This is a genomic window from Allorhizobium paknamense, from assembly GCF_030815125.1.
Taxonomy (GTDB): Bacteria; Pseudomonadota; Alphaproteobacteria; order Rhizobiales; family Rhizobiaceae; genus Allorhizobium; species Allorhizobium paknamense.
In genome coordinates this window covers 18130-37682 of record NZ_JAUSWH010000005.1, presented here as the reverse complement: position 1 = coordinate 37682, position 19553 = coordinate 18130, and the positions used below count along the sequence as shown (strand labels likewise).

Genomic DNA, 19553 nt, shown 5'->3' with positions numbered 1-19553 from the left:
AATACCCACCGCGCCAAAACCGTTATTGCAAATATTCGTAAAGAAGGTCTGAACAGGATCGAACGCGGATCGCTAGTGCAGATAAACTGCGATTCCCTCACGCCGATCCACATGTTGACAGCTGTCAACCGTCATCCGTTGACAGCTGTCAACAGGTCTTGCATGCCCTGCCCGCGACTGGCAAAGCTTGTCCCATAGAGTCCATTTCAACCCCGTGATTTTGAAAAGCCACCTCATGAACCAAGAAGCCGTACAGCGTCACCGCCTTTATGAAGATGTCATTGCGCTGTGCCTGGGCACACTGTTTGTCTCCCTTGGCACACTCATTTATGCCAATACCACCCTGCTGGTGGGAAGCACGGCCGGGCTCGCCTTGCTGCTCAGCTATATAACGGGCCTCGGATTCGGTCCCATCTTCTTCGTGGTGAACCTGCCATTTTACATTCTAGCCTATAAACGCATGGGGGCAGCCTTTACGATCCGCACCTTTCTTGCTTCCTCACTGGTAGCAGTCATTTCCCAGCTTCTCCCGCGCTGGATCAGCTTCTCCGCGCTCGACCCACTCTATGCGACCGTCATCGGCGGCGCCTTGATCGGAAATGGCCTGTTGATGCTCTTTCGCCACCGCACCGGGCTCGGCGGCGCCAACATCCTCGCCATGTATCTGCAGGACCATTTCAAGCTCAGGGCCGGATATGTCATGCTGGCCATTGATGCCGCAATCATGATTTCAGCCTTCTTCGTCATCCCGACAGATCGTCTGTTCCTTTCGCTGTTGGGAGCGGCCATCACAAATCTGATCATCGCCATCAATCACCGGCCGGGACGCTATCTGGCCTGGAGTTGATCTTGAGAACCAAAAACCTCACCGAGCGCAGCGGCAAAACCGTCGATCAACTGGTGGAGGCCCTGAGCGATCTGATCGTCAGCGGCCACATGATGCCGGGCGAAAGATTGGATGAGTTGTCGCTTGCCGCACGGTTCCAGGTGTCGCGGACCCCGGTGCGGGAGGCTCTGCGCCACCTCACCGCCCTTCGCCTGGTGGAGCAGTCGCCCAATCGTTCTGCGGTGGTGGCAAGCATCGGCCCAACAACACTCTCCTCCATGGTCGAAACCATGGCAGAACTGGAGCAAATCGCAGCCAGGCTTGCGGCTGAGCGCATGTCTGCGGAAGAACGCCATATGCTTGAGCGTCTGCACCGACGGTCAGCCCAGCTCGTTCACGACGGCAATGACCGGGATTATGCCGAGAGCAACAGTACCTTCCATGAGCGGCTTTATGTTGGCGCGCATAATGAACATCTTCACGACCTGATCGTTCAGACCCGCCAGCGGTTGATGCCTTTCCGCCGCCAGCAACCGCGTCACAAAATTCGGATGGCGCAGTCTTATCGCGAACATGATCACATCGTGATGGCAATCTTGCGCGGCGACTGCGTCGCTGCGGGCGAGGCGGCTTACAACCATATAAAATCGAATGGCGATGGTAGTTCCCTGCTCCCTCCCGTCACATAAGAATGACGGGAAACGGATGTAGCCGACCTCTACGAGGAGTCATTGAAAATGACTCTTCGTATTCCCCCTTTCGAATATCCCTTGGCGAGGACGCGATAGCATCCTCAAGCCTTGCTGTTAACGCAACGTCTCCTGGATATCCGTCGTCGCGGGAATATTTCGGGTATTCTCATCGATCAGCCGTGCGCCAATATTGTGGGTCAAATACCGCCACATCCATTGCAGACTGACGAGGATCCGCTTTTCGAAGTTCACCAGCAGCAAGACATGTACTACCGCCCAGAGAAACCAGGCCAATCGGCCCTTCATCTGCCACCTGCCGAAGTCGAAAACAGCAGCGTGCCGCCCGATAACCGCCGTATTGCCGCGATTGTGAAACCGAAACGGCTTTACCTCGGCCTCACCCGCCATACGCTTGAGAAGGCTCCGGCCGAGGTAGCGGCCTTGCTGCTTGGCCACCTGAGCAAGTGCAGGCACGGGTTTGCCGTGTTCATCAAGAAACTGACTTGTATCGCCCAAAGCATAGACATCGGGGCAATCAACAACCGAAAGATGCATATCAACAGGAATACGCCCTCTGGCCACAGTCTCCAAACCCAGCCATTGTGCAGCAGGGGAGGGGCGAATACCCGCAGCCCAGACAATGCAGCCCGCCCGCACACTCTTCTCGCCAATCTGTACGGCATTGGGTGAGATCTGGCTGACAGAGGCTCCTAGCCGAATCTGAACCCCCATATTTTCGAGGGTATTTTTTGCATAGTCGGTCAAGGTCTCCGGAAAGGCTGCGAGAAGCTTGGGACCGGCTTCCACCAGCAAGACCCGAAATAAGGAGGCATCGATTTGACGGAAATCCTGTTTTAAAACTGCCTGACCGAGCTCTGAAATAGCACCCGCCATTTCCACCCCGGTCGGGCCGCCACCGATGACAACACTGGTTAGCAGCGCTTTCTGCTCCTCGCGGTCGGTGCTTCGCTCCGCCTTCTCGAAAGCGAGCAACAGACGCTGGCGAAGAAGCCGCGCCTCGTGAATGGTCTTCAGCCCGGGTGCCAGCGGACGCCAGTCTTCATGCCCGAAATAATTATATTCGGAGCCAGTCGCGATCACGAGATAATCATAGGAAATCCATCTGCCACCGTCAAAGCTCACCGTGCGGCTGGCAGCATCAACACCATGCACTTCACCGAGCAAAACCTTCACATTCCGATAGCGACCCAGCGTGCGGCGAATGGGCTCGGCAATATCTGCAGGAGACAAGGCAGCTGTCGCCACCTGATAGAGCAGGGGCTGGAAGAGATTGTGGTTGCGACGATCAATCAGCGTCACATCCACATCGCGGTTACCAAGCTCCCTCGCACAGGCAAGGCCTCCGAACCCGCCACCAATGATGACCACATGCGATCTGCCTTGCCGGGTCTTGCCTGTCATGCACAGCTATCCTTCCGAAGGTATCACCCCTCAGGCAGACATGCTTTCCTGCAGAGCACGGGAAAGAATGAGACTTGGCGGGGCATCCTTGGGATGAACCTCTCCACGCATGAAGCGTTCCACGAAATTAACGGCGTTTTCCAGGCCGTTCATCGTATAGGGCTTTTCGATCGCGCCAATCGCTCCAACAAAATCATCCGGTAGCCGGCGAACATTTCCAGTTACAAAAACAAAGGGAATGGACCGTTCTGCGAGATAACGACCGACATCAAGCCCGGTGACACCGTCAAGCAGATGGACATCCACAAAAGCGAATTCCGGCCTTTCCGCATCAATCTTGGTGCGAGCCTCGTGGCTGGACATGGCATGCCCGACCACCTGATGGCCAACCGATTCCAACTCGCTTTCCAGCTCAAGCGCCAGAAGGGCCTCATCTTCAACAATCAGGATATTCAACGTAGAGGTCCTTCCAGGTGAGCTCCGGCAAAAGTGTAATAGGCCTTTATCCGGACGTTATTGAAAACAAGAGATCAGCGCATGTCCGGCGAAACTGCTTCACCGGGCATGCTCGGCATCTTCGACAGGCAATGTCAGACGCGTCAGGAAAAACCCGTCCAACTGCTCGCGTGTCAGCGTCGCGCGCAATTGTTTTGCGCAGGTATTCAAGATCAACTGGCTGAAAACCGCCTCCTCGTTTTCAGGCTCCTTCCCGTCGAGATCATCGCGAATTTCGATGATGAAATGACCGTTCGGACGTTTCACAGTCACCGAAATCAGGCCACCACCATCCTTCAGCCCCCGGCGAACGGTATTCCCAATCAACTCGTTCACGATCAGCGCCAACGGCGACGCCTTGATGGCCGGAACCAGTACCGAGGAAAGGTCCAGTTCAAGGCGGATATCGTCGCGTTTCAGCGCGTTGACCATATCCACCACCAGTTCCCGCGTGAATTCGGACACATCGAAGCGGGTCACGTCATCCGTGGTGAACAACATGCGCTGAACCGTACTCAGCGCCTCCACCCGGTCCAGCACCGAATGGAGGGTTTGCCTCACGGTTTGGTCGGAGGAATTGCGGGCCTGCAATTTCAAAAGCGAAGCAATGGTGAGCAGATTGTTCTTGACCCGGTGATCCACCTCATGAACCAGCACCGTCTTGGCATGCAAGGCCTGACGAAGATCGCGCGTACGATCCGCCACTTCGCGCTCGGCGGCAATCCGTGCCTCGGCCAAGGCGGTTTCATTATCTTTCACCGCTGTGAAATCAAGTTGAGAGGCAAAGAAGTAGATGATTTCGTCTGCCTCATTGCGGACCGGACTGATGAACAAGGCGTTCCAGAAGGTTGAGCCATCCTTGCGGTAGTTCATAATGTTTTCGGATACATTGATCCCAGCCTCGATACCTGCCCGGATCCGGTCAACCGCAGCTCTGTCCGTTTCCGGCCCCTGAAGCAGGCGGCAATTACGGCCAACCAGCTCTTCCGCATCGTAACCACTCAACTCGCAGAAGGCACGATTGGCAAAGATAATCGGATTATCCTTCTGGCGGGGATTGGTGATGATCATCGGCATCCGCGTTGCCTTGAAGGCTGCGGTAAAAGGATCCTCACGCACATGTTCCGCGAGCAGGCGAGCGCCCGCCTGTTGTGCTATTTCTTTTGAACTCTCGCCAGACGCCATTCTCTTTCGACACTCTTTGACTTCACGGAACCCTGAATGCAATTGCTTCAAAATTGTTCCAGGAGCCTTTTAAAAAATTATCCCGTACTCCAATTTCTTCACAACCCCATAATACCAAGGCTCGAAGATGCTCACGCATCCTCGCCTTGAAGAGATTTCGAATATCTCAATTGCGTTAGGGGCTTGAGATATTCGAAAAGGGAATACGGAGGGTCATCTTCAATGACCGTTCGTATAAGAACTCCCGAACCATGGCGTTATGAGGGACCAGCGCAGAGCTTGCGGATCATCGCTTCAAGGGCGGCATGCGAATAGGGTTTGGCCATGATTTCCGCGCCTTCGATCTCTCCTGCAGCGGATGACCGGCTATCGCCCGTCGCGAAGATAACGGGCAGGTCAGACCGCTTCTCGCGGAGAACCCGGGCCAGATCGGATCCGGATCCATCCGGCAGATGCAGATCCGTGACCAGAATGTCAGGGGAGGCCGTCTCCACAGCCGCAAGACTTTCGGCAATCGAGCCTGCCTCCAGCACCTGCATGCCGGCTTCCTCCAGAATTTCGGTGGTGCTCAGCCGGATCAGGAAATCGTCCTCGCAAAGCAGCACACAAAGCTGCCGTTTCTGAACCAAGGGAACAACAGGTGGGGGAGGGGAGGGGAGAATGGTTTGCAGCGCCGCTTTTTCCGCATCGATAATCTGGCGAACCTTCCGTGCCAGTTGATCGCGCGTATAGGGCTTGCTGAGAAACTGGATACCGGCATCCAGCTTGCCATCATGAACAATGGAGTTTTCGGTATAGCCGGAGGTAAACAGCACGCCGATCGCCGGTAACCGCTCTTTGGCACGACGGGCAAGCTCGGTGCTTTTCAGCGGTCCGGGCATGACGACATCGGTAAAGAGAAGATCGATGGCCACCCCGCTGTCGAGAACGACAAGGCCCGCCGCCGCGTCCCGTGCCTTCAAAACGGTATAGCCAAGATCCATCAACAGCGACACCGCCGTTTCCCGCACGGCCTCATCGTCCTCCACCACCAGCACGGTTTCCGAACCGCCGACGATAGCCAGCGGCGTGTTTTGAACCACATCCTCCTGCTCCAGCGAACGCGGCAGATAGAGCTTGACCGTGGTGCCGGAGCCCACCTCGCTGTAGATCCGCACATGGCCGCCAGACTGCTTGACAAAACCATAGACCATGGAAAGGCCGAGGCCAGTGCCCTTGCCTTCCGGCTTGGTGGTGAAGAAGGGGTCGAAGACCTTTTCGATAATATCCGCTGGAATGCCAGGGCCGGTATCCGTCACCGCCAGCATCACATATTGGCCGGGCCCCACATCCGGTGTGGAGCGCACATAATCGTCATCGAGATAGGCATTGCCGATCTCGATGGTCAGCTTGCCACGGCCTTCCATGGCATCGCGGGCATTGATCGCCAGATTGAGTACCGCCGTTTCCACATTGGTCGGGTCGACCAGCGTATTCCAGAGACCACCGCCCACGATCGTCTCGATTTCGATGGCTTCCCCCAGGCTGCGGCGCACCATGTGATCCATGTCGCGCACCAGCCGTCCGAGATTGATCACCTTTGGCGCCAGCGGCTGACGGCGGCTGAAGGACAGCAGCTGCGAGGCAAGCCTCGCTCCGCGCATGGTGGCCGTCAGCGCATTTTCCAGTTGCTGATTGGCCTTCACATTGCCAGCGACATGCCGGGCCAGCAATTGCAGATTGCCCGCCACCACCTGCAGGAGATTGTTGAAATCATGGGCGATACCGCCGGCCAGATTGCCGATGGCTTCCATTTTCTGGCTCTGTCGCAGCACTTCCTGGGTCTGCTCCAGTTCCTGCGTCCGCTCCTCAATGCGGTGCTCCAGCATTTCGGCCAGATATTCGAGTTGCTCTTCGGTCCTTTTCTGAACCTCGATATCGGTATTTGTGCCCACCCAGCGCACCAACCGGCCTTCATCATCAAAGAAGGGAATGGCCCGAGTGAGATGCCAGTGATAGATGCCATCATGTCGGCGGAACCGGAGTTCCGTCTCGATCAACTGGCCGGTGCGCTGGCCGCCAGCCCAGGCCGAGGCAAGGCGCTCCATATCCTCGGGATGAACGGATTGTCCGGGCGTGCGGCCGATCACCGTTTCCGGATCAAGGCCCGAATATTCGTAGAAGCGGTCATTGCACCATTCGATCTCGCCGTTCGGCGTCATCGACCAGGCATGGTTCGGCACGGTCTGGGCGAGCGAGCGAAAGCGCTCCTCATTCTCGCGTGCTGCATCTTCCGCCAGCTTCTGCTCCGTCACATCGTGACCTTGCACGAAGATACCGAAGGGTTCACCCGTTTCGGTCAGAATCGGCTGGAAAACGAAATCCAGGTAAAGCTCACGAACGGTCCCGTCAGGATCACCTTCCAGCATCACCTTCATGGCACGGGCCTGGAAAGGCTCGCCCGTCTGGTAAACCCGATCAAGCACCTCGATGAACCCCTGAAGCGCCACCTCCGGCAGGGCATCGGCCACGCGCTTTCCAGTCAGATTCTCCCGCTTCACCAGCGAACGATAGGCCGCGTTCGTCAGGTCGAAGACATGATCCGGCCCGCGCAACACCGCTGTAAAGCTCGGGGCCTGCTCCAGAAGCGAGCGAAAATAACCACGCTCCCGGTCCAACAAAAGATTGAGGCCACTCACTTCATGGGCGCGGCGGAGAATATCCACCTCCACCTTCATGTCGTTTTCAGCCCGCTGGCGAAGGCGCTGCACCTCCGTCACATCCACCGTATGCTGCAAAATGAGCTGAACCTGCCCCGTCTCGTCCAGAAGCGGCGTGTGCGTGGCGCTCCAGTAACGCTCTTCTATGCGTCCATCGGGCAAGGCGATCGGATAGGGAATGAGCGGCAGATGATCGACCTGGCCCGTTTCCAGAACCCGGTTCAAGGAGGAACGCAGCATCCTGTCCGAGACCGAACCTGCCTCACTGGGAAATGCTTCAAAAAGTTTCCGCCCCGAAAGCTCCGCCCGATCTCGCATGGTGACAGTGAGATAAGCGATGTTCATACCAACGATCACCAGCTCGCGGTCGATAATCAGATAAGGATTTGGCGAAAGATCAAAAAGGGTCTCGAGATCGACCTTGGTCAGGTGGGCATTACGGAACATGGGTGTCGAGAACCTGCGTCTGGAGCGATGAAAGGCATGGCAGCCGGGCAGTGATTGCCCAAAGTGCGATATTATCTAGGTCAGCGAGGCTGAGATTTAACGGCAATCGGCTTACATTTTGTGAATTGCTAACATTTATGCTTACCGAAAAGGAACAGAAATTTTCGGTGCAGGTTCGAAGAGCGAGGATGACGGCGGCAAAAACCGGTTCGGCATCGACTTTCGCAACCAGCTAGAATGATAATGACGTGAGCCATGACGGAAATCCATATTGAAGGTCAATGGCGCCACCTGTGCGTGGATATGCAGAGAATGTTTGCGGAAGATACGCCCTGGAGAGTGCCCTGGATGGAGAGGGCCATTCCCATCGTGGTACGCCTTGCGAGAGCCATCCCCGCCCACACCATTTTCACGCGCTTTCAACCTCCGGTCACTCCTGACGCGGCACAAGGAGCCTGGCAGGATTACTATCGGCATTGGTGGATGATGACGCGAAGCCATCTTGAGCCGGAACTGACCGATCTGATCCCTGAACTGGCGGAATTGACGCCACCCGCACGCCTTTTCGACAAAGCCACCTATTCTCCCTGGTTCCAGGGAGGACTTGCAAATATTCTTCGGGCGGAGGGCGTCACCACGCTCGTTCTCTCTGGCGGCGAAACGGATGTCTGCGTGATGGCCACAGGCCTCGGGGCTATCGATCTCGGCTTCAAGGTGGTTGTGGTCAAGGATGCTTTGTGCAGCGCAATCGACCTGACCCATGACGCATCGCTAACCTTGATGGGCACCCGTTTTTCCGCCCAGGTCCAGCTGACAACCTCCGAGGAGTTTCTGAACATTCAGGCCTCCCTGTCCTGAGCCGTTCAAGGCGGGCCCAACAGGAAGACAAGCGTTGCCCCCACCAGAACGAAGAGACCCATATAAGCCATGAAAAGGACCGTTCCTTTCGCGGTATCACCGCCAAAGGCCCGGTCCCATATCGGATTTTGCTGCGGGTCTCGCATCAGGGCTGCTCTCGCGTTCCTGGTGCTGCTGACCGCTGATCCTCATCTTCCAGATCGGATTTTACCAGAAAGACATCGCCGTGGGCGCGTTGCGCCTCACGGAGCGCCGCAAGCTTCGCACGCTCATCAGGATCAATCTCCTCCCGCCTACCGGTCTTCAACACCTCGTCGCTGTCTGGCAAAGAGGTGGTAGGAGGCTCGGAATTTCGGCCCTCGTTCAGGTTAGGGCCGCGCTGTTTGTCGGAATGCATGGTCGTCTCCAGGCTTGTCAGGGATTGCTAGAGTTTTGTTTTTTGCAGCATAATAGTGCCGACCCTCGTTTCACTCCGGTCGGATTAGGCTCTGAACTCCAGCCCTCAGCTAAAAGAGGTCGTCGAAGAGGCATCCGACGGCGAAGCACGACGCACCCGGATATTGTTCTGGACATTGTGGACGCCGGATACCGATTCAGCCACATCTTCCGCACGGCGCTTCTCGTAGCGCGAAGACACCTCCCCGGAAAGCGTGACCTCGCCGTCCGCCACCTGCACATCGATATCGGAGGCGTCCACGGCGGGATCATCGCTCAGGCGGTCATTGACATCTTCGAGGACGCGGGCATCCGTGCGCTTATAACCACGCGGACCCTTGCCACGGTGCTGGTCCAGATCCCGGCGGCGTTCTGCCTCGCGATCTCCAAACCAGGATGCCACCTCATCACTTGCCTTTTCCATAAAGCCGCGATCGCGGTGCCAGCCGTTTCCTGCTTCCCCGCGGCCATAGCCCCCGCGGTATTCAGGATGATCGGAGGGATAATATCCTTCAGAATCATACCTCTGGCGTGGCTGACTGCGGTCGCTGCCCGAACGGCGCAGACCATCGCCATAACCAAGATCGTCCGAACTCCAGTCTTCCCGGCCCATGCGCGGGTAGCGCGATGAGCCCATCCCGCCGCCATATCCACCGCTGTAGCCGAAGTCGCGCTGATGATCGGCGCCTTGATCGCCATAGCCGCCGCGATAATCGTCATAGCCCCGCACATAACCGCTCTCATGCGGGCCGTAGTCGCTGGAGTTACGCTCATAACGTTCAGGCCTCAGGCGGCGACGGTCATCAAAATTGCGGTAACGATCTTCATAAGCCATAACAGTCTCCTCTAGAGCATTTCCAAGAAAAGTGCAGTCGCGGTTTTCTGGCCGAAAATGCGAAAAATCAAAGACTTAGAGCATGTCCGGTGAACACGTGCTCACCGGACATGCTCTAAGAAACGGGCAGATCTGGCCTCGGCTCAGGTCTGCATGTCTCATCAATTGAACCTGCCGATTGCTTCCTTTGTTCCGCCTCAACAACAATTCCAGCAAAAGCACCGGCCAGCATTGCCTATGGACCTTTGTGAAAAAGAGGCCGGTTTTCATCCGATAAACTTCGCCTTCTCGATTCCAGACCAACCACACCCAATGACAGGAACATCGTTCCAACTCCCGGGTTAGAGGCCCATGCCGTCTGTCCCGACCCATGCCGCGACGGCCACCCATAGCTTACAAATCCCGACGTTTACGGATTGGATGCTCATGACCGTCAAACCGCTTCTCATCGCACCGCTCGCCCTCCTTTATGCTGCTTCGGTTTCGGCGCAGCAGGCCCCACAGATGCCGCCGCCAGCCGTGCAGACACCGCAACCGCCAACCCCGGCGAATAATCAGGCAAAAGCCCCAACGCCGCAGGAGTTTGCAGCCCAGGCAGCTGCGGCCAATCTCTTCGAAATCAAAGCCGCCGCCATCGCAGACCAAAAAGCGCAGAGCGAGGCCGTGAAGGCCTTCGCAAGGCAGTTGGCTCAGGACCACCGGCGTGCCCAGGCCGAACTGGTGGAAGCGGCAAAGTCGGAGAACATCCAGTTGAGCGAGACCCTGCCGGAAGAACAGCAAACCCGCCTTGAGGCCTTGGAGGCCGCCCCCGATCAATTCGACGCGGCCTTCTTGTCGGCCCAGGTCAATATGCATGAACAGGCAATGCGGCTGATGTCCGCCTATGCCGATCAAGGCAAGGCAGGCCCTCTCAAGACCTATGCTGCTTCGGAATTTGCGACCCTGCGCATGCATTTTCTCCGCGCCCAGAGTTTCAGTCAATAATATTGGCGAGGAACAAAGACGTAAAAACGGAGTTCGAGACCAGCAAGGAAGGACATGCAAGCGATTAATCATAAAAAAATCGCCAGAAACTGTCATTCTTAGTCTAATTATCTAAAACAACAAGGAGGCCTATCATGGCAGAGAAGACGCTTGAGGATCTTTTTTACGAGACCTTGAAAGATATTTACTACGCTGAACGCAAGATCTTGAAAGCCTTGCCCAAGATGGCACGCGGCGCTCAGGACCAGAAGCTGAAACAGGCTTTCGAGCAGCATCGGGATGAGACCGAAGGTCAGGTGGAGCGGTTGCAACAGGTCTTTGAACTGATCGGCAAACGTCCGCGTGCGAAAACCTGCCCGGCCATCGACGGCATCCTGGAGGAAGGTGAGGAAATTCTGGAGGAGTTCAAGGGTGCGCCCGCGCTCGATGCCGGCCTTCTGGCTGCCGCCCAGGCGGTGGAGCATTATGAAATCAGCCGTTACGGCACGCTTCGGACTTGGGCTTCGCAACTGGGCCTGAAGGAAGCGGTCACCCTGCTGGATCAAACCCTGGCGGAAGAATCGAAAACCGATGAAAGCCTGACGAAGCTGGCGGAAACCGCCGTCAACACCGCCGCCCAGAAGAAGAAGGCGGCCTGATATCGCACATGTCTTTTCCCCATCCCGCCCGAAAGGGCAGGGGTGGGGATTTCCTTATACCAATTCTTCATCAAAAAAAGCCGGCCCGCAGCGCGGGCCAGGTTTTCATCAACACTTCAGAGCATTTCCGTGAAACCCTGAAAGGCGCTACAGCGCCGTGCGCCATATATGGCGCACAAGGGTTCGCTGTAGCGATTTATATTTGCTGCATAATTTTATTCTTAAATCGATTCCGATTTAAGGAATTATGCAGTAGCTGTTTGTCATCTCAGTGAGCGACATGATCCTCGACAGCCACTTTCATCATACGGCCCAGGAGATCCTGCTTCCGCAGGATGACCCGGCCAAGCCGCTGGTGGCGTGCGTGGCTGCGGGCGGCCTCCATGGCCAGCCGGTCATTCGGATAGGTCGGCGAGGGGGTGCCGTTGACGATGAAAATCCAGCCGGTGGGCTCAGGCAGAATATCGCAAAACACTTCAGGCATGGGTGGGGCTCCTCCATTTATGAAGCCCTAACCCGTTATCGCCACCAAAGTTCCACATCTATGGCAAAAATAAAGCAGGTTCCTCTATCCTGCTCCGCAGCGTTCTCCACACCGCAAAGACAACCTTCTGTTTATGCCGAGATTGGTACTTCCGCAGCATGTTCCGCCTGCCGCTTGGCCGCGTAGCGCTGCGCGATGACCGCACAGGCCATCAGTTGGATCTGGTGAAACAGCATGATCGGCAGGACAATGGCGCCGATGCTTTGCCCGGCGAAAATGGCGCTGGCCATGGGAACCCCGGAAGCGAGACTCTTTTTGGATCCACAAAAGGTGATGGCAATTTCATCTTCCCGGGAGAAGCCAAGTGCGCGGCTGCCAAAAGTGGTGATGACCAGAACCAGAGTAAGAAGAACGATATTGATCGCCAGAACCATGGCGATATCCCCAAGATCGAAATTCAACCAGATGCCCTCGATCACCGCTTCACTGAAGGCGGAATAGACGACCATGAGAATGGAGCCCCGGTCGATCGGCGCCAGAAGCTTCTTGCGCGCCCGCACCCAATTGCCGATCCAGGGCTGCAGGAGCTGCCCGGCCAGGAAGGGCAGCAGCAATTGCACAAAAATCTGCGATACCGCATCCAGCGACACACCGCCATGACCACCCGCCGAGAGCAGGAGCCCGCAGAGCAGGGGGGTGAGAATCATGCCGAAAATATTGGAGGCAGAGGCGGCACAGATGGCGGCAGGCACGTTTCCGCCAGCCATGGAGGTAAAGGCAATGGACGACTGCACGGTAGACGGCAGCACGCAGATATAGAGAATGCCGAGGTAAAGCGGTCCGGGCAGAAGATCGTGAAAGAGAAAGCCCAGGCCGAGGCCCAGGAGCGGGAAAATCGCGAATGTGGTGGCCAGAATGACCAGATGCAGCCGCCAATGCAGAAGCCCCGCCAGCACCACATCCCGAGACAGCCGCGCCCCATGCAGGAAAAACAGGGCCGCGATGGCAAGTTTCGTCGCAAAGGCAAAATAGTGGGCCGGCTGGCCGCTGACGGGCAATACGGAGGCAAGCGCAACTGTGCAGACAAGCAGAATGGTGAAAGTATCGGGAAGAAAGCGTTTCATAGGAAAACCAGCCGATTCCGCGGCCTGTCCGATCGTGCGGGTTGTCGGATCAGCCTGAAGTTCTTGTTCTCATGCATGTTCCGGGAAAAACCGCAGGCAGAATTTCTGGAAATGCTCTTGGCTGGCCGAACCTAGGGCAAACTGCCGCAGCATGCAATTTCTCTCTTGCGCAGGTCAGTCATGCAGGAATGTCAAGCAATTGCGTCGCATCCGCCAGATAAAGGGCAAGCCTTGCCTCATCGGCTTTCTGCTCCGACTTTGGCTTCACGGCCTCAAGGTGCTCCACCACTGCCCGCCTTTTGTCCGCATCCTTGACCTCCGACAGCGCCAGCACATGCGGGTGAACATAGCTTGTTCTACAGATGGCCGGCGTGTTGTGCAGCGCTTCGGCAGCTGCGGTGCAGATATCTTTGATGGTGGGCACACGCTCCTGCCGTAGGGCAGAAAATGCCGCGCGGAAACCGGCAAGCGTGCCACCCCAGGTCCGAAAGGTTTTGGCCGACACAGGCTGGCCGGCAATATCACCGAGATAGGCATTCAAGCGGCCAGAGTCGATCCGGTGCAGGGCGCCATGCTCATCGACATAGGAGAAGAGTTCGCGTCCCGGCAAATCGGCAATTTCCTCCAGGATTCGCTGAAGCTTGGGATGTTTCAGCCGGCGGTGCACCTTCTTGCCGCCTTTTGCCGTAAACTTCAGGAGTATCCCATCTTCACCGAAGCTCAGGTGCCGTTTGAGAAGCGTCGTTGCGCCATAGGTCTGATTTTCACGCGCATAGGACTGATTGCCGACACGGATATGGCTGGCATCGAGCAGCGCAGCCAGGGCTGCGAGAAGAAAGGTAGGATCATCCTTCGGGTCTGCGAGATCCCGGTCAATCTGACGACGCATCCGGGGCAGGACTTCCGCAAAGGCGGCAAGATCCTGAAATTTCAGCTGGGAGCGCCAGTTCTGCCAATCCGGATGATAACGATATTGCTTGCGCCCTCTCTGATCAAAGCCGGTCGCCTGAAGATGACCGCGCGGATCGAGGCAGATCCAGACATCGCGATAGGCCGGGGGCAGACCGAGCGAAGTGATACGTTTCAGCATCTCCGGATTCTTGAGAAGAACGCCGTCAGGAAGCTTGTAGCAGAAGCCGCGCCCCCGCCTGATCCGGCGAATGCCCGGTTCGCCGTCACTGACATAGACCAGGCCTACCAGGTCCAGTTCTTCGAGAAGGGGAGACATCGCAGATACTATTGTCATGGCGGGAGTAACCCGCTCAACCGCAGCCGGTTCCCAGGCCGGGAACAAATGCTGCCCCTTGCCGTTGTCTGCCAGGATATAGCAGCATCTTGAGAAGGGAGCGCAAGACGCCGCCGATGGATGTGAAGATCACCCGTGACGCCGACCCATGGCTGATAGATTGGCAGGATCATGGTCTTGCTGCGGAAGCTGCTATTTCCCGCTTTCTCAGCCTTCCCGCCATGGAAGTGGAGGATATGGTTGGCCGATGGTCCGGCAGCGAGTTGACGACCTCTCATCCCCTGGATGGCATGCTGCCGAAATTCGGCTGGTACGGAAAATGGTTTCTGTCCGCCGAGGAAGGTCATCCGCTGATGATGAAAGACGTCTTCGGCTTTTATCCTCTCAATCCGTTTTTCATTCCCCTGCGATTGATCGCCGCCCAGCGTTGGTTGTTCGACCATGCCCCGGGTCATTGGCTGGTCCGCAATGGCGGCAGGCTGTTTGCGGCTTCCCGCCCGAAGGCCCGTTTGCGGCCGGTAGCACTGGGTGGCACCGTTAGCGCGGCGATGATCTATGATGAGAAGCCGATCGTCGATCACTTTCGCCGGATCGACGGGCGACGCTGTCTGGGACTGATGGATTATCGGGATTTTGATCGGCCTTTTTTCTTTCTTCTGACACGGGAAGACGAAATTGCCGAAAACACCGGGAACTAATCGCCTTTCCCCGAGTTAACCGGCGCTGGGTCGCGCCGCCGATCCCTTGAAGGAGCCCGAAGAGCAATGTTCCATTCCCATCCCTTTCCTTCACACCAAGGCAAATACGCCAGGTGACTCCATCCTGCCGCTTTTGCCGGTCATGCTGACCCGGTCGAAAGGGCCGCAACAGTTAAAAAGCCTTTGCCGCTGGAACGCTGGAAACCAATCCACGCCTGTACTTTCTTGTGAAATGCTCAAGGATCTTCGATGAATATGACGGTTATCAATGGGCGCGCCGCGCTTGCGCTCGAAGCGGACAGCCGGCTGCGCCTTGGCATGCTGGGCGCAGGCCGTGCAGCCCGGGAATGCATGACGGCCTTGTCACGGACGGATTTTCTCGAAATCTCTGCAATCGGCGAGACTGAACCCGCTCGCGCGCAGGCGGCGCTCGCCCTGGCACCTGAGGCGGAGCGGACGCTCGATCTTTCCGGGCTCCTCGCCCGGGAACTGGATGCCGTGGTCATCGGCAGCAACAGCGTCAGCAATGCCGAACATAGTCTTCTGGCACTGGCGCGATTTCTGCCAGTATTTTGCCTGCGTCCCATCGGTCGCTGCGCTGATGAGGTGCAGGCTGTTGTCGATGCTGCCCGCTCCCTCGACAGGTGCCTGCAGGTGGATTTCGCCTATCGCGACAACGACCGAGCGGCGGGCCTGCGCCAACAGTTCAGGCAGGGATCCCTGGGCGCCGTCAACCGCATCCGTATCGATGCGCATCTTGCCACACCGTTAGAGGATGCCGAGGCCCGTCATGTGAGGCTTGCCGAATTCTGGCATCATCTCATCGATCTGCCGCTCTGGCTTCTGGACCATCCGGCAGTGACGTCCTTGACCGTTGGCGAGCCGAGCCCCGAGCGGATAGAGGTGCAGATGGAACTCGAGGGTGGAGTGCGTCTCGATATCGTCAGCCATATCCATCAAAGCCGGGAGGAGGGGGAGTTTCTCAGCCTTGCACTTGGCACGTCGCGGGAAGATCAAAGGTTGTGCCTTTCGCGTGGCCGGATCAATGCGCTTCTCGGCATCCTGCCCCCGGGGGCTGCATGGCCGCAAACCCTGCCACCCGCCCAGGCGGCTACGCGCTGGGCCCGGAGATTGCTGTTGGAGCAGGGCTTCATCGGTGAAAGTGAAATGATGATCTCGGTCGCCAAACTGGTCGATCAGGTGATCGGCCCCCGTTAAAACGTTTCACGCCCTAACTCTTTGTTTTTGGGAATTTCCAGACGAAAATCGGATTCCACTTCTCCCAGAAATACAAAAAAAGCCGGGGCAAAGCCCCGGCGCGTCCGCTGCTCTCGACAACGTCAGGCGATAAGAACACCACGGCTCGAAGATGCCAACGCATCCTCGCCTTGAAAGAATTTCGAATATCTCAAATGCATCAAGGGCTTGAGATATTCGAAAGGGGAATACGAACGGTCATCTTCAATGACCGTTCGTATAACATCAGAAATCGTCTTCGTCGGCCACGCCCAATTCCTGGCGCAACTGCTGCCTCGCGCGGTTCAGGCGGCTCTTGACCGTGCCAATAGGGCAACCGCAAATTGCTGCAGCATCTTCATATCGTTCACCCAGCATGACCACCAGAATGACAACCTCCCGATGATGAAGCGGTAGCCGGTTCAGCGCCCGCCTCACCTCATCCGACTGAACCGACCATTCCTGATTGGCCTGCGTGGTGAGGCTGTCGGAAAGCACGTCGTCAATTCCCACCGTTTCCCGGCTGCTTTTCTTGGCCCGCGTGCAGAAGGTGTTTCGCATAATGGTAAAGAGCCAGGATTTCAGCCTTGTGCCGGGCTCAAACTTGTCGAGATTGGCCAGAGCCTTGGCCAGCGTTTCCTGAACAAGATCATCGGCGTCCTCTTGCCGTCGGCAAAAGGTGCGCGCAAAAGCGCGCAGGGCTGGGATCAATTCCACTACGGCATCAGGATCAGTCATATCCGCGGCACGCTTCGGCAAGCCTGCTGTCCTTCCAGTTTCATGGTATCGCCAAGGTGTTTCCAGGAAAAGTGCGAACCGGTTTTCCCCCGGAAACATGGAAACACACTCAGGGCATCCTCAACACCCGCGTTAAACGCGAGCAGCTTGCGGGAGTTCCCGCGTGTTACAAAAAAAGCTGGATGGCAAAGTCTGCAGGATGGTTGACAGGTGTCAACGCTGTCAACTTTTCAGGAGAGTGACTGCATGATCACTTTTTCATGAGCTTTATTAATTGAAAATAAATCAATTTTAAATTGCTTTTGCGTTGCACAAAACGCAAAATATGCCGACCCCCGAACGGAACACTTATCGCCAATCCTGCGTTCTAGAGCGCATAACGGGAGACAGGAAATGAAGCCATTCGACAAGGAGTGGGTAGAAAAAAGGGCCTACGCGCTTTGGGAAGAAGAGGGCCGCCCACATGGCCGCGACGCGATCCATTGGGATCAGGCCTATCAGGAATATCAAGCCCTCTCGCAGTCTGCGGCGAAAACCAAGGCCGGTACGCGCCGCCGCGTCCAGAATGCCGCTGACGTGCGCCAGAGCCCGGAGGCAGAAATGGCCGATGTCCCGCAGGATCCCGTTCCTGTAACAAAGCCGAAGCGTAGCAGAAAGGGTTCGTAGAATGAGGCCGCTCAGCCATTGCGAAAACGCTGAAGAAACCGGGCCCAAACTGCGTTACATGCCGGGCCGCAATGGCCGAAATCAGGAACCGCCCATGCAGGTTCTTTCCGTAACATCGGAAATTTTTCCCCTCATCAAAACCGGTGGTCTGGCAGACGTAACAGGCGCCTTACCCAAGGCGCTGACACGGTTTGGCATTTCCACCCGTACTCTTGTCCCCGCCTATCGCCCACTTCGGGCGTTGATCAGAGATTGCCCGCCACTGATCGAATTCGAGGATCTGCTTGGCGAAACGGCGTCACTGTATGCGGTGGAAATCGAAGGCCTGGAGCTTTTTCTTCTGGACGCTCCTGCACTCTTCGATCGCCCCGGCGGACCTTACATCGCCGATAACGGTCATGATCACCCCGACAACTGGCGGCGCTTTGCCGTCCTGTGCCTTGCGGCGGCTGAGATTGCCGCCGGTAGCTTGCCTGGCTGGCAGCCAGACCTCGTTCACACCCATGATTGGCAAACCGCCCTGACCTCCGTCTACATGCGGGAGATGGATTGCAAGGTGCCCGTGGTGCTCACCATTCACAACCTTGCCTTTCAAGGACAGTTTTCCTCGTCTCTCCTGTCGTCCATCGGCCTGCCACCTTCGGTCTTCAGCACCGAGTGCCTCGAATATTATGGCGATATCTGCTATCTCAAGGGCGGATTGATGACCGCAGACATCATAACGGCCGTCAGCCCCACCTATGCTCGAGAAATCCTCACCGCACGCTTCGGCATGGGCCTGGAAGGCGTCCTTGCTGCCCGGCGCAGCAAGCTGTGGGGGATCGTCAACGGCATCGATACCGAGATCTGGGATCCGTTGCAGGATCCGCATCTCTTTGCCCGTTTCGATCAGAAAACCATCAGCCTCAAGCGCCTGAACAAAATGGAGCTGCAAAACAGCTTCGGCCTGAACAATGACGATGGCCCGCTTTTTGCCGCCGTGACACGCCTGACCTGGCAGAAGGGCATGGATATGCTGGCGGAAGCCGCTGATGAAATCATTCATGGCGGCGGCAAGCTCATCATCCTTGGCCAGGGTGATCACGAGATTGAAGAACAGTTGAAGGCGGTTGCCGATCGCTATCCGGGCCGGATGGCGGTCCAGATCGGCTATGATGAGGAAACAGCGCATCGGCTTCACGGCGGCGCTGATTCTGTCATCCAGCCATCGCGTTTCGAACCTTGCGGCCTCACCCAGCTATATGCCCTGCGATATGGCTGCGTGCCCGTGGTGGCCCGCACCGGCGGACTGGCGGAAACCATTATCGATGCCAATGACGCGGCTCTCTCCGCCAAGGCGGCCACCGGCTTCCAGTTTCACCCCGTGACCACGGAGGGCTTGCGTCATGCGCTCCGGCGCGCCCTGCATGCCTATGCCTCACCAAAGGAATGGCGGCGCCTGCAAATTCAGGCCATGCGTGCCAATTACAGTTGGGAGCGCAGCGCCGAGCAATATGCAAATCTTTACGGCAATCTCGTCAAGCAACCGGTTGTGCGGAAGAATCCACCCGCCCGAAGGCTACTGTCATGACAGACAAGGAAGATACCTCGTTCGACCTTCAAGGCCGTATGAATGCCCATCGGGAATTGCTGATTGGGCTCCTGACGGCCGGATTGCAGGGGCAAGGGGCATTTGAGCGCCTTGTTCAGCAGCTGGAAGCCGACAGTGTCTTCCGGGACGGTCAGGAGGATCCGGGAGCCGTCCCCAATCGTGCTTTTCGAGAAGCAGGCAGTGCTGCCGCGGAACTCAAAATAATTGTCTACGCCGCCAAAGTCAGGGTGAACGCTTCACCCATGGAATAATAG

20 protein-coding genes are annotated in these 19553 nt (G+C 56.9%); 10 read left to right on the top strand and 10 right to left on the bottom strand.

Annotated features, from left to right (window positions below):
- Positions 1-235: 235 nt before the first annotated feature.
- Complete coding sequence (locus QO005_RS09590; RefSeq protein WP_307157795.1) at positions 236-847, top strand: YitT family protein; 612 nt, start codon at positions 236-238, stop codon at positions 845-847.
- Positions 848-849: 2 nt separating this feature from the next.
- A complete protein-coding gene (locus QO005_RS09585; protein WP_307157794.1) occupies positions 850-1515 on the top strand; it encodes a GntR family transcriptional regulator in 666 nt (221 codons plus the stop codon).
- 117 nt (positions 1516-1632) lie between these two features.
- Here QO005_RS09585 and QO005_RS09580 read toward each other — a convergent pair whose 3' ends face one another.
- From QO005_RS09580 to QO005_RS09565, 4 genes are all read right to left on the bottom strand, one after another.
- Positions 1633-2940 (bottom strand): NAD(P)/FAD-dependent oxidoreductase, encoded by a 1308-nt coding sequence (locus QO005_RS09580; protein ID WP_307157793.1) that lies wholly within the window; start codon positions 2938-2940, stop codon positions 1633-1635.
- Positions 2941-2970: 30 nt separating this feature from the next.
- On the bottom strand, positions 2971-3396 hold the full coding sequence (locus tag QO005_RS09575) for a response regulator (RefSeq protein WP_307157792.1): 426 nt from the start codon (positions 3394-3396) through the stop codon (positions 2971-2973).
- A gap of 99 nt (positions 3397-3495) precedes the next feature.
- A complete protein-coding gene (locus tag QO005_RS09570; protein ID WP_307157791.1) occupies positions 3496-4620 on the bottom strand; it encodes a PAS domain-containing protein in 1125 nt (374 codons plus the stop codon).
- A 257-nt stretch (positions 4621-4877) separates the two neighbouring features.
- Complete coding sequence (locus QO005_RS09565; RefSeq protein WP_307157790.1) at positions 4878-7766, bottom strand: hybrid sensor histidine kinase/response regulator; 2889 nt, start codon at positions 7764-7766, stop codon at positions 4878-4880.
- 255 nt (positions 7767-8021) lie between these two features.
- On the opposite strand from QO005_RS09565, the gene QO005_RS09560 reads away from it, so the two are divergent.
- Positions 8022-8624, top strand: a complete 603-nt coding sequence (locus QO005_RS09560; RefSeq protein WP_307157789.1) for a cysteine hydrolase family protein — start codon at positions 8022-8024, stop codon at positions 8622-8624.
- A 145-nt stretch (positions 8625-8769) separates the two neighbouring features.
- Here the strand turns inward: QO005_RS09560 and QO005_RS09555 are convergent, their stop codons facing one another.
- Together QO005_RS09555 and QO005_RS09550 are read right to left on the bottom strand one after the other, a co-directional pair.
- Entirely contained in the window at positions 8770-9021 is a 252-nt protein-coding gene (locus QO005_RS09555; protein ID WP_307157788.1) for a hypothetical protein, read from the bottom strand.
- A 105-nt stretch (positions 9022-9126) separates the two neighbouring features.
- Entirely contained in the window at positions 9127-9894 is a 768-nt protein-coding gene (locus QO005_RS09550) for a BON domain-containing protein (RefSeq protein WP_370878038.1), read from the bottom strand.
- Positions 9895-10320: 426 nt separating this feature from the next.
- Between QO005_RS09550 and QO005_RS09545 the strand changes: the two genes are divergently transcribed.
- A complete protein-coding gene (locus QO005_RS09545) occupies positions 10321-10878 on the top strand; it encodes a DUF4142 domain-containing protein (RefSeq protein ID WP_307157787.1) in 558 nt (185 codons plus the stop codon).
- Between the two features lie 134 nt (positions 10879-11012).
- Positions 11013-11516 carry a YciE/YciF ferroxidase family protein gene (locus tag QO005_RS09540; protein ID WP_307157786.1) on the top strand — a complete coding sequence of 168 codons (504 nt, stop codon included), beginning with the start codon at positions 11013-11015 and terminating at the stop codon, positions 11514-11516.
- A gap of 268 nt (positions 11517-11784) precedes the next feature.
- On the opposite strand, the gene QO005_RS09535 is transcribed toward QO005_RS09540, so the two are convergent.
- The 3 genes from QO005_RS09535 to QO005_RS09525 form a co-directional block, all read right to left on the bottom strand.
- On the bottom strand, positions 11785-12000 hold the full coding sequence (locus QO005_RS09535; protein ID WP_307157785.1) for a hypothetical protein: 216 nt from the start codon (positions 11998-12000) through the stop codon (positions 11785-11787).
- Positions 12001-12131: 131 nt separating this feature from the next.
- On the bottom strand, positions 12132-13124 hold the full coding sequence (locus QO005_RS09530; RefSeq protein WP_307157784.1) for a bile acid:sodium symporter family protein: 993 nt from the start codon (positions 13122-13124) through the stop codon (positions 12132-12134).
- Positions 13125-13302: 178 nt separating this feature from the next.
- Positions 13303-14370: a DNA topoisomerase IB gene (locus QO005_RS09525; protein ID WP_307157783.1), complete on the bottom strand. Its 1068-nt coding sequence runs from the start codon at positions 14368-14370 to the stop codon at positions 13303-13305.
- 89 nt (positions 14371-14459) lie between these two features.
- Here QO005_RS09525 and QO005_RS09520 point away from each other — a divergent pair, with 89 nt between their 5' ends.
- Positions 14460-15068: a DUF4334 domain-containing protein gene (locus QO005_RS09520; RefSeq protein ID WP_307157782.1), complete on the top strand. Its 609-nt coding sequence runs from the start codon at positions 14460-14462 to the stop codon at positions 15066-15068.
- 249 nt (positions 15069-15317) lie between these two features.
- Entirely contained in the window at positions 15318-16286 is a 969-nt protein-coding gene (locus QO005_RS09515) for a Gfo/Idh/MocA family protein (RefSeq protein WP_307157781.1), read from the top strand.
- A gap of 264 nt (positions 16287-16550) precedes the next feature.
- Here QO005_RS09515 and QO005_RS09510 read toward each other — a convergent pair whose 3' ends face one another.
- Positions 16551-17042, bottom strand: coding sequence for a sigma-70 family RNA polymerase sigma factor (locus QO005_RS09510; protein WP_307158067.1), 492 nt, complete (start codon positions 17040-17042; stop codon positions 16551-16553).
- A gap of 393 nt (positions 17043-17435) precedes the next feature.
- On the opposite strand from QO005_RS09510, the gene QO005_RS09505 reads away from it, so the two are divergent.
- From QO005_RS09505 to QO005_RS09495, 3 genes are all read left to right on the top strand, one after another.
- Positions 17436-17708 (top strand): DUF2934 domain-containing protein, encoded by a 273-nt coding sequence (locus QO005_RS09505; protein ID WP_307157780.1) that lies wholly within the window; start codon positions 17436-17438, stop codon positions 17706-17708.
- A 94-nt stretch (positions 17709-17802) separates the two neighbouring features.
- Positions 17803-19278, top strand: a complete 1476-nt coding sequence (glgA, locus tag QO005_RS09500; RefSeq protein WP_307157779.1) for a glycogen synthase GlgA — start codon at positions 17803-17805, stop codon at positions 19276-19278.
- Positions 19275-19550, top strand: a complete 276-nt coding sequence (locus QO005_RS09495; RefSeq protein ID WP_307157778.1) for a hypothetical protein — start codon at positions 19275-19277, stop codon at positions 19548-19550. The genes glgA and QO005_RS09495 overlap by 4 nt, the downstream gene beginning before the upstream one ends.
- Positions 19551-19553: the final 3 nt, after the last annotated feature.

Coding starts and splice junctions, on each gene's coding strand:
- QO005_RS09590 (WP_307157795.1), top strand. CDS start 236: ATGAACCAAGAAGCCGTACAGCGTCACCGCCTTTATGAAGATGTCATT.
- QO005_RS09580 (WP_307157793.1), bottom strand. CDS start 2,940: ATGACAGGCAAGACCCGGCAAGGCAGATCGCATGTGGTCATCATTGGT.
- QO005_RS09570 (WP_307157791.1), bottom strand. CDS start 4,620: ATGGCGTCTGGCGAGAGTTCAAAAGAAATAGCACAACAGGCGGGCGCT.
- QO005_RS09565 (WP_307157790.1), bottom strand. CDS start 7,766: ATGTTCCGTAATGCCCACCTGACCAAGGTCGATCTCGAGACCCTTTTT.
- QO005_RS09560 (WP_307157789.1), top strand. CDS start 8,022: ATGACGGAAATCCATATTGAAGGTCAATGGCGCCACCTGTGCGTGGAT.
- QO005_RS09555 (WP_307157788.1), bottom strand. CDS start 9,021: ATGCATTCCGACAAACAGCGCGGCCCTAACCTGAACGAGGGCCGAAAT.
- QO005_RS09550 (WP_370878038.1), bottom strand. CDS start 9,894: ATGGCTTATGAAGATCGTTACCGCAATTTTGATGACCGTCGCCGCCTG.
- QO005_RS09545 (WP_307157787.1), top strand. CDS start 10,321: ATGACCGTCAAACCGCTTCTCATCGCACCGCTCGCCCTCCTTTATGCT.
- QO005_RS09540 (WP_307157786.1), top strand. CDS start 11,013: ATGGCAGAGAAGACGCTTGAGGATCTTTTTTACGAGACCTTGAAAGAT.
- QO005_RS09535 (WP_307157785.1), bottom strand. CDS start 12,000: ATGCCTGAAGTGTTTTGCGATATTCTGCCTGAGCCCACCGGCTGGATT.
- QO005_RS09530 (WP_307157784.1), bottom strand. CDS start 13,124: ATGAAACGCTTTCTTCCCGATACTTTCACCATTCTGCTTGTCTGCACA.
- QO005_RS09525 (WP_307157783.1), bottom strand. CDS start 14,370: ATGACAATAGTATCTGCGATGTCTCCCCTTCTCGAAGAACTGGACCTG.
- QO005_RS09515 (WP_307157781.1), top strand. CDS start 15,318: ATGAATATGACGGTTATCAATGGGCGCGCCGCGCTTGCGCTCGAAGCG.
- QO005_RS09510 (WP_307158067.1), bottom strand. CDS start 17,042: ATGACTGATCCTGATGCCGTAGTGGAATTGATCCCAGCCCTGCGCGCT.
- QO005_RS09505 (WP_307157780.1), top strand. CDS start 17,436: ATGAAGCCATTCGACAAGGAGTGGGTAGAAAAAAGGGCCTACGCGCTT.
- glgA (WP_307157779.1), top strand. CDS start 17,803: ATGCAGGTTCTTTCCGTAACATCGGAAATTTTTCCCCTCATCAAAACC.
- QO005_RS09495 (WP_307157778.1), top strand. CDS start 19,275: ATGACAGACAAGGAAGATACCTCGTTCGACCTTCAAGGCCGTATGAAT.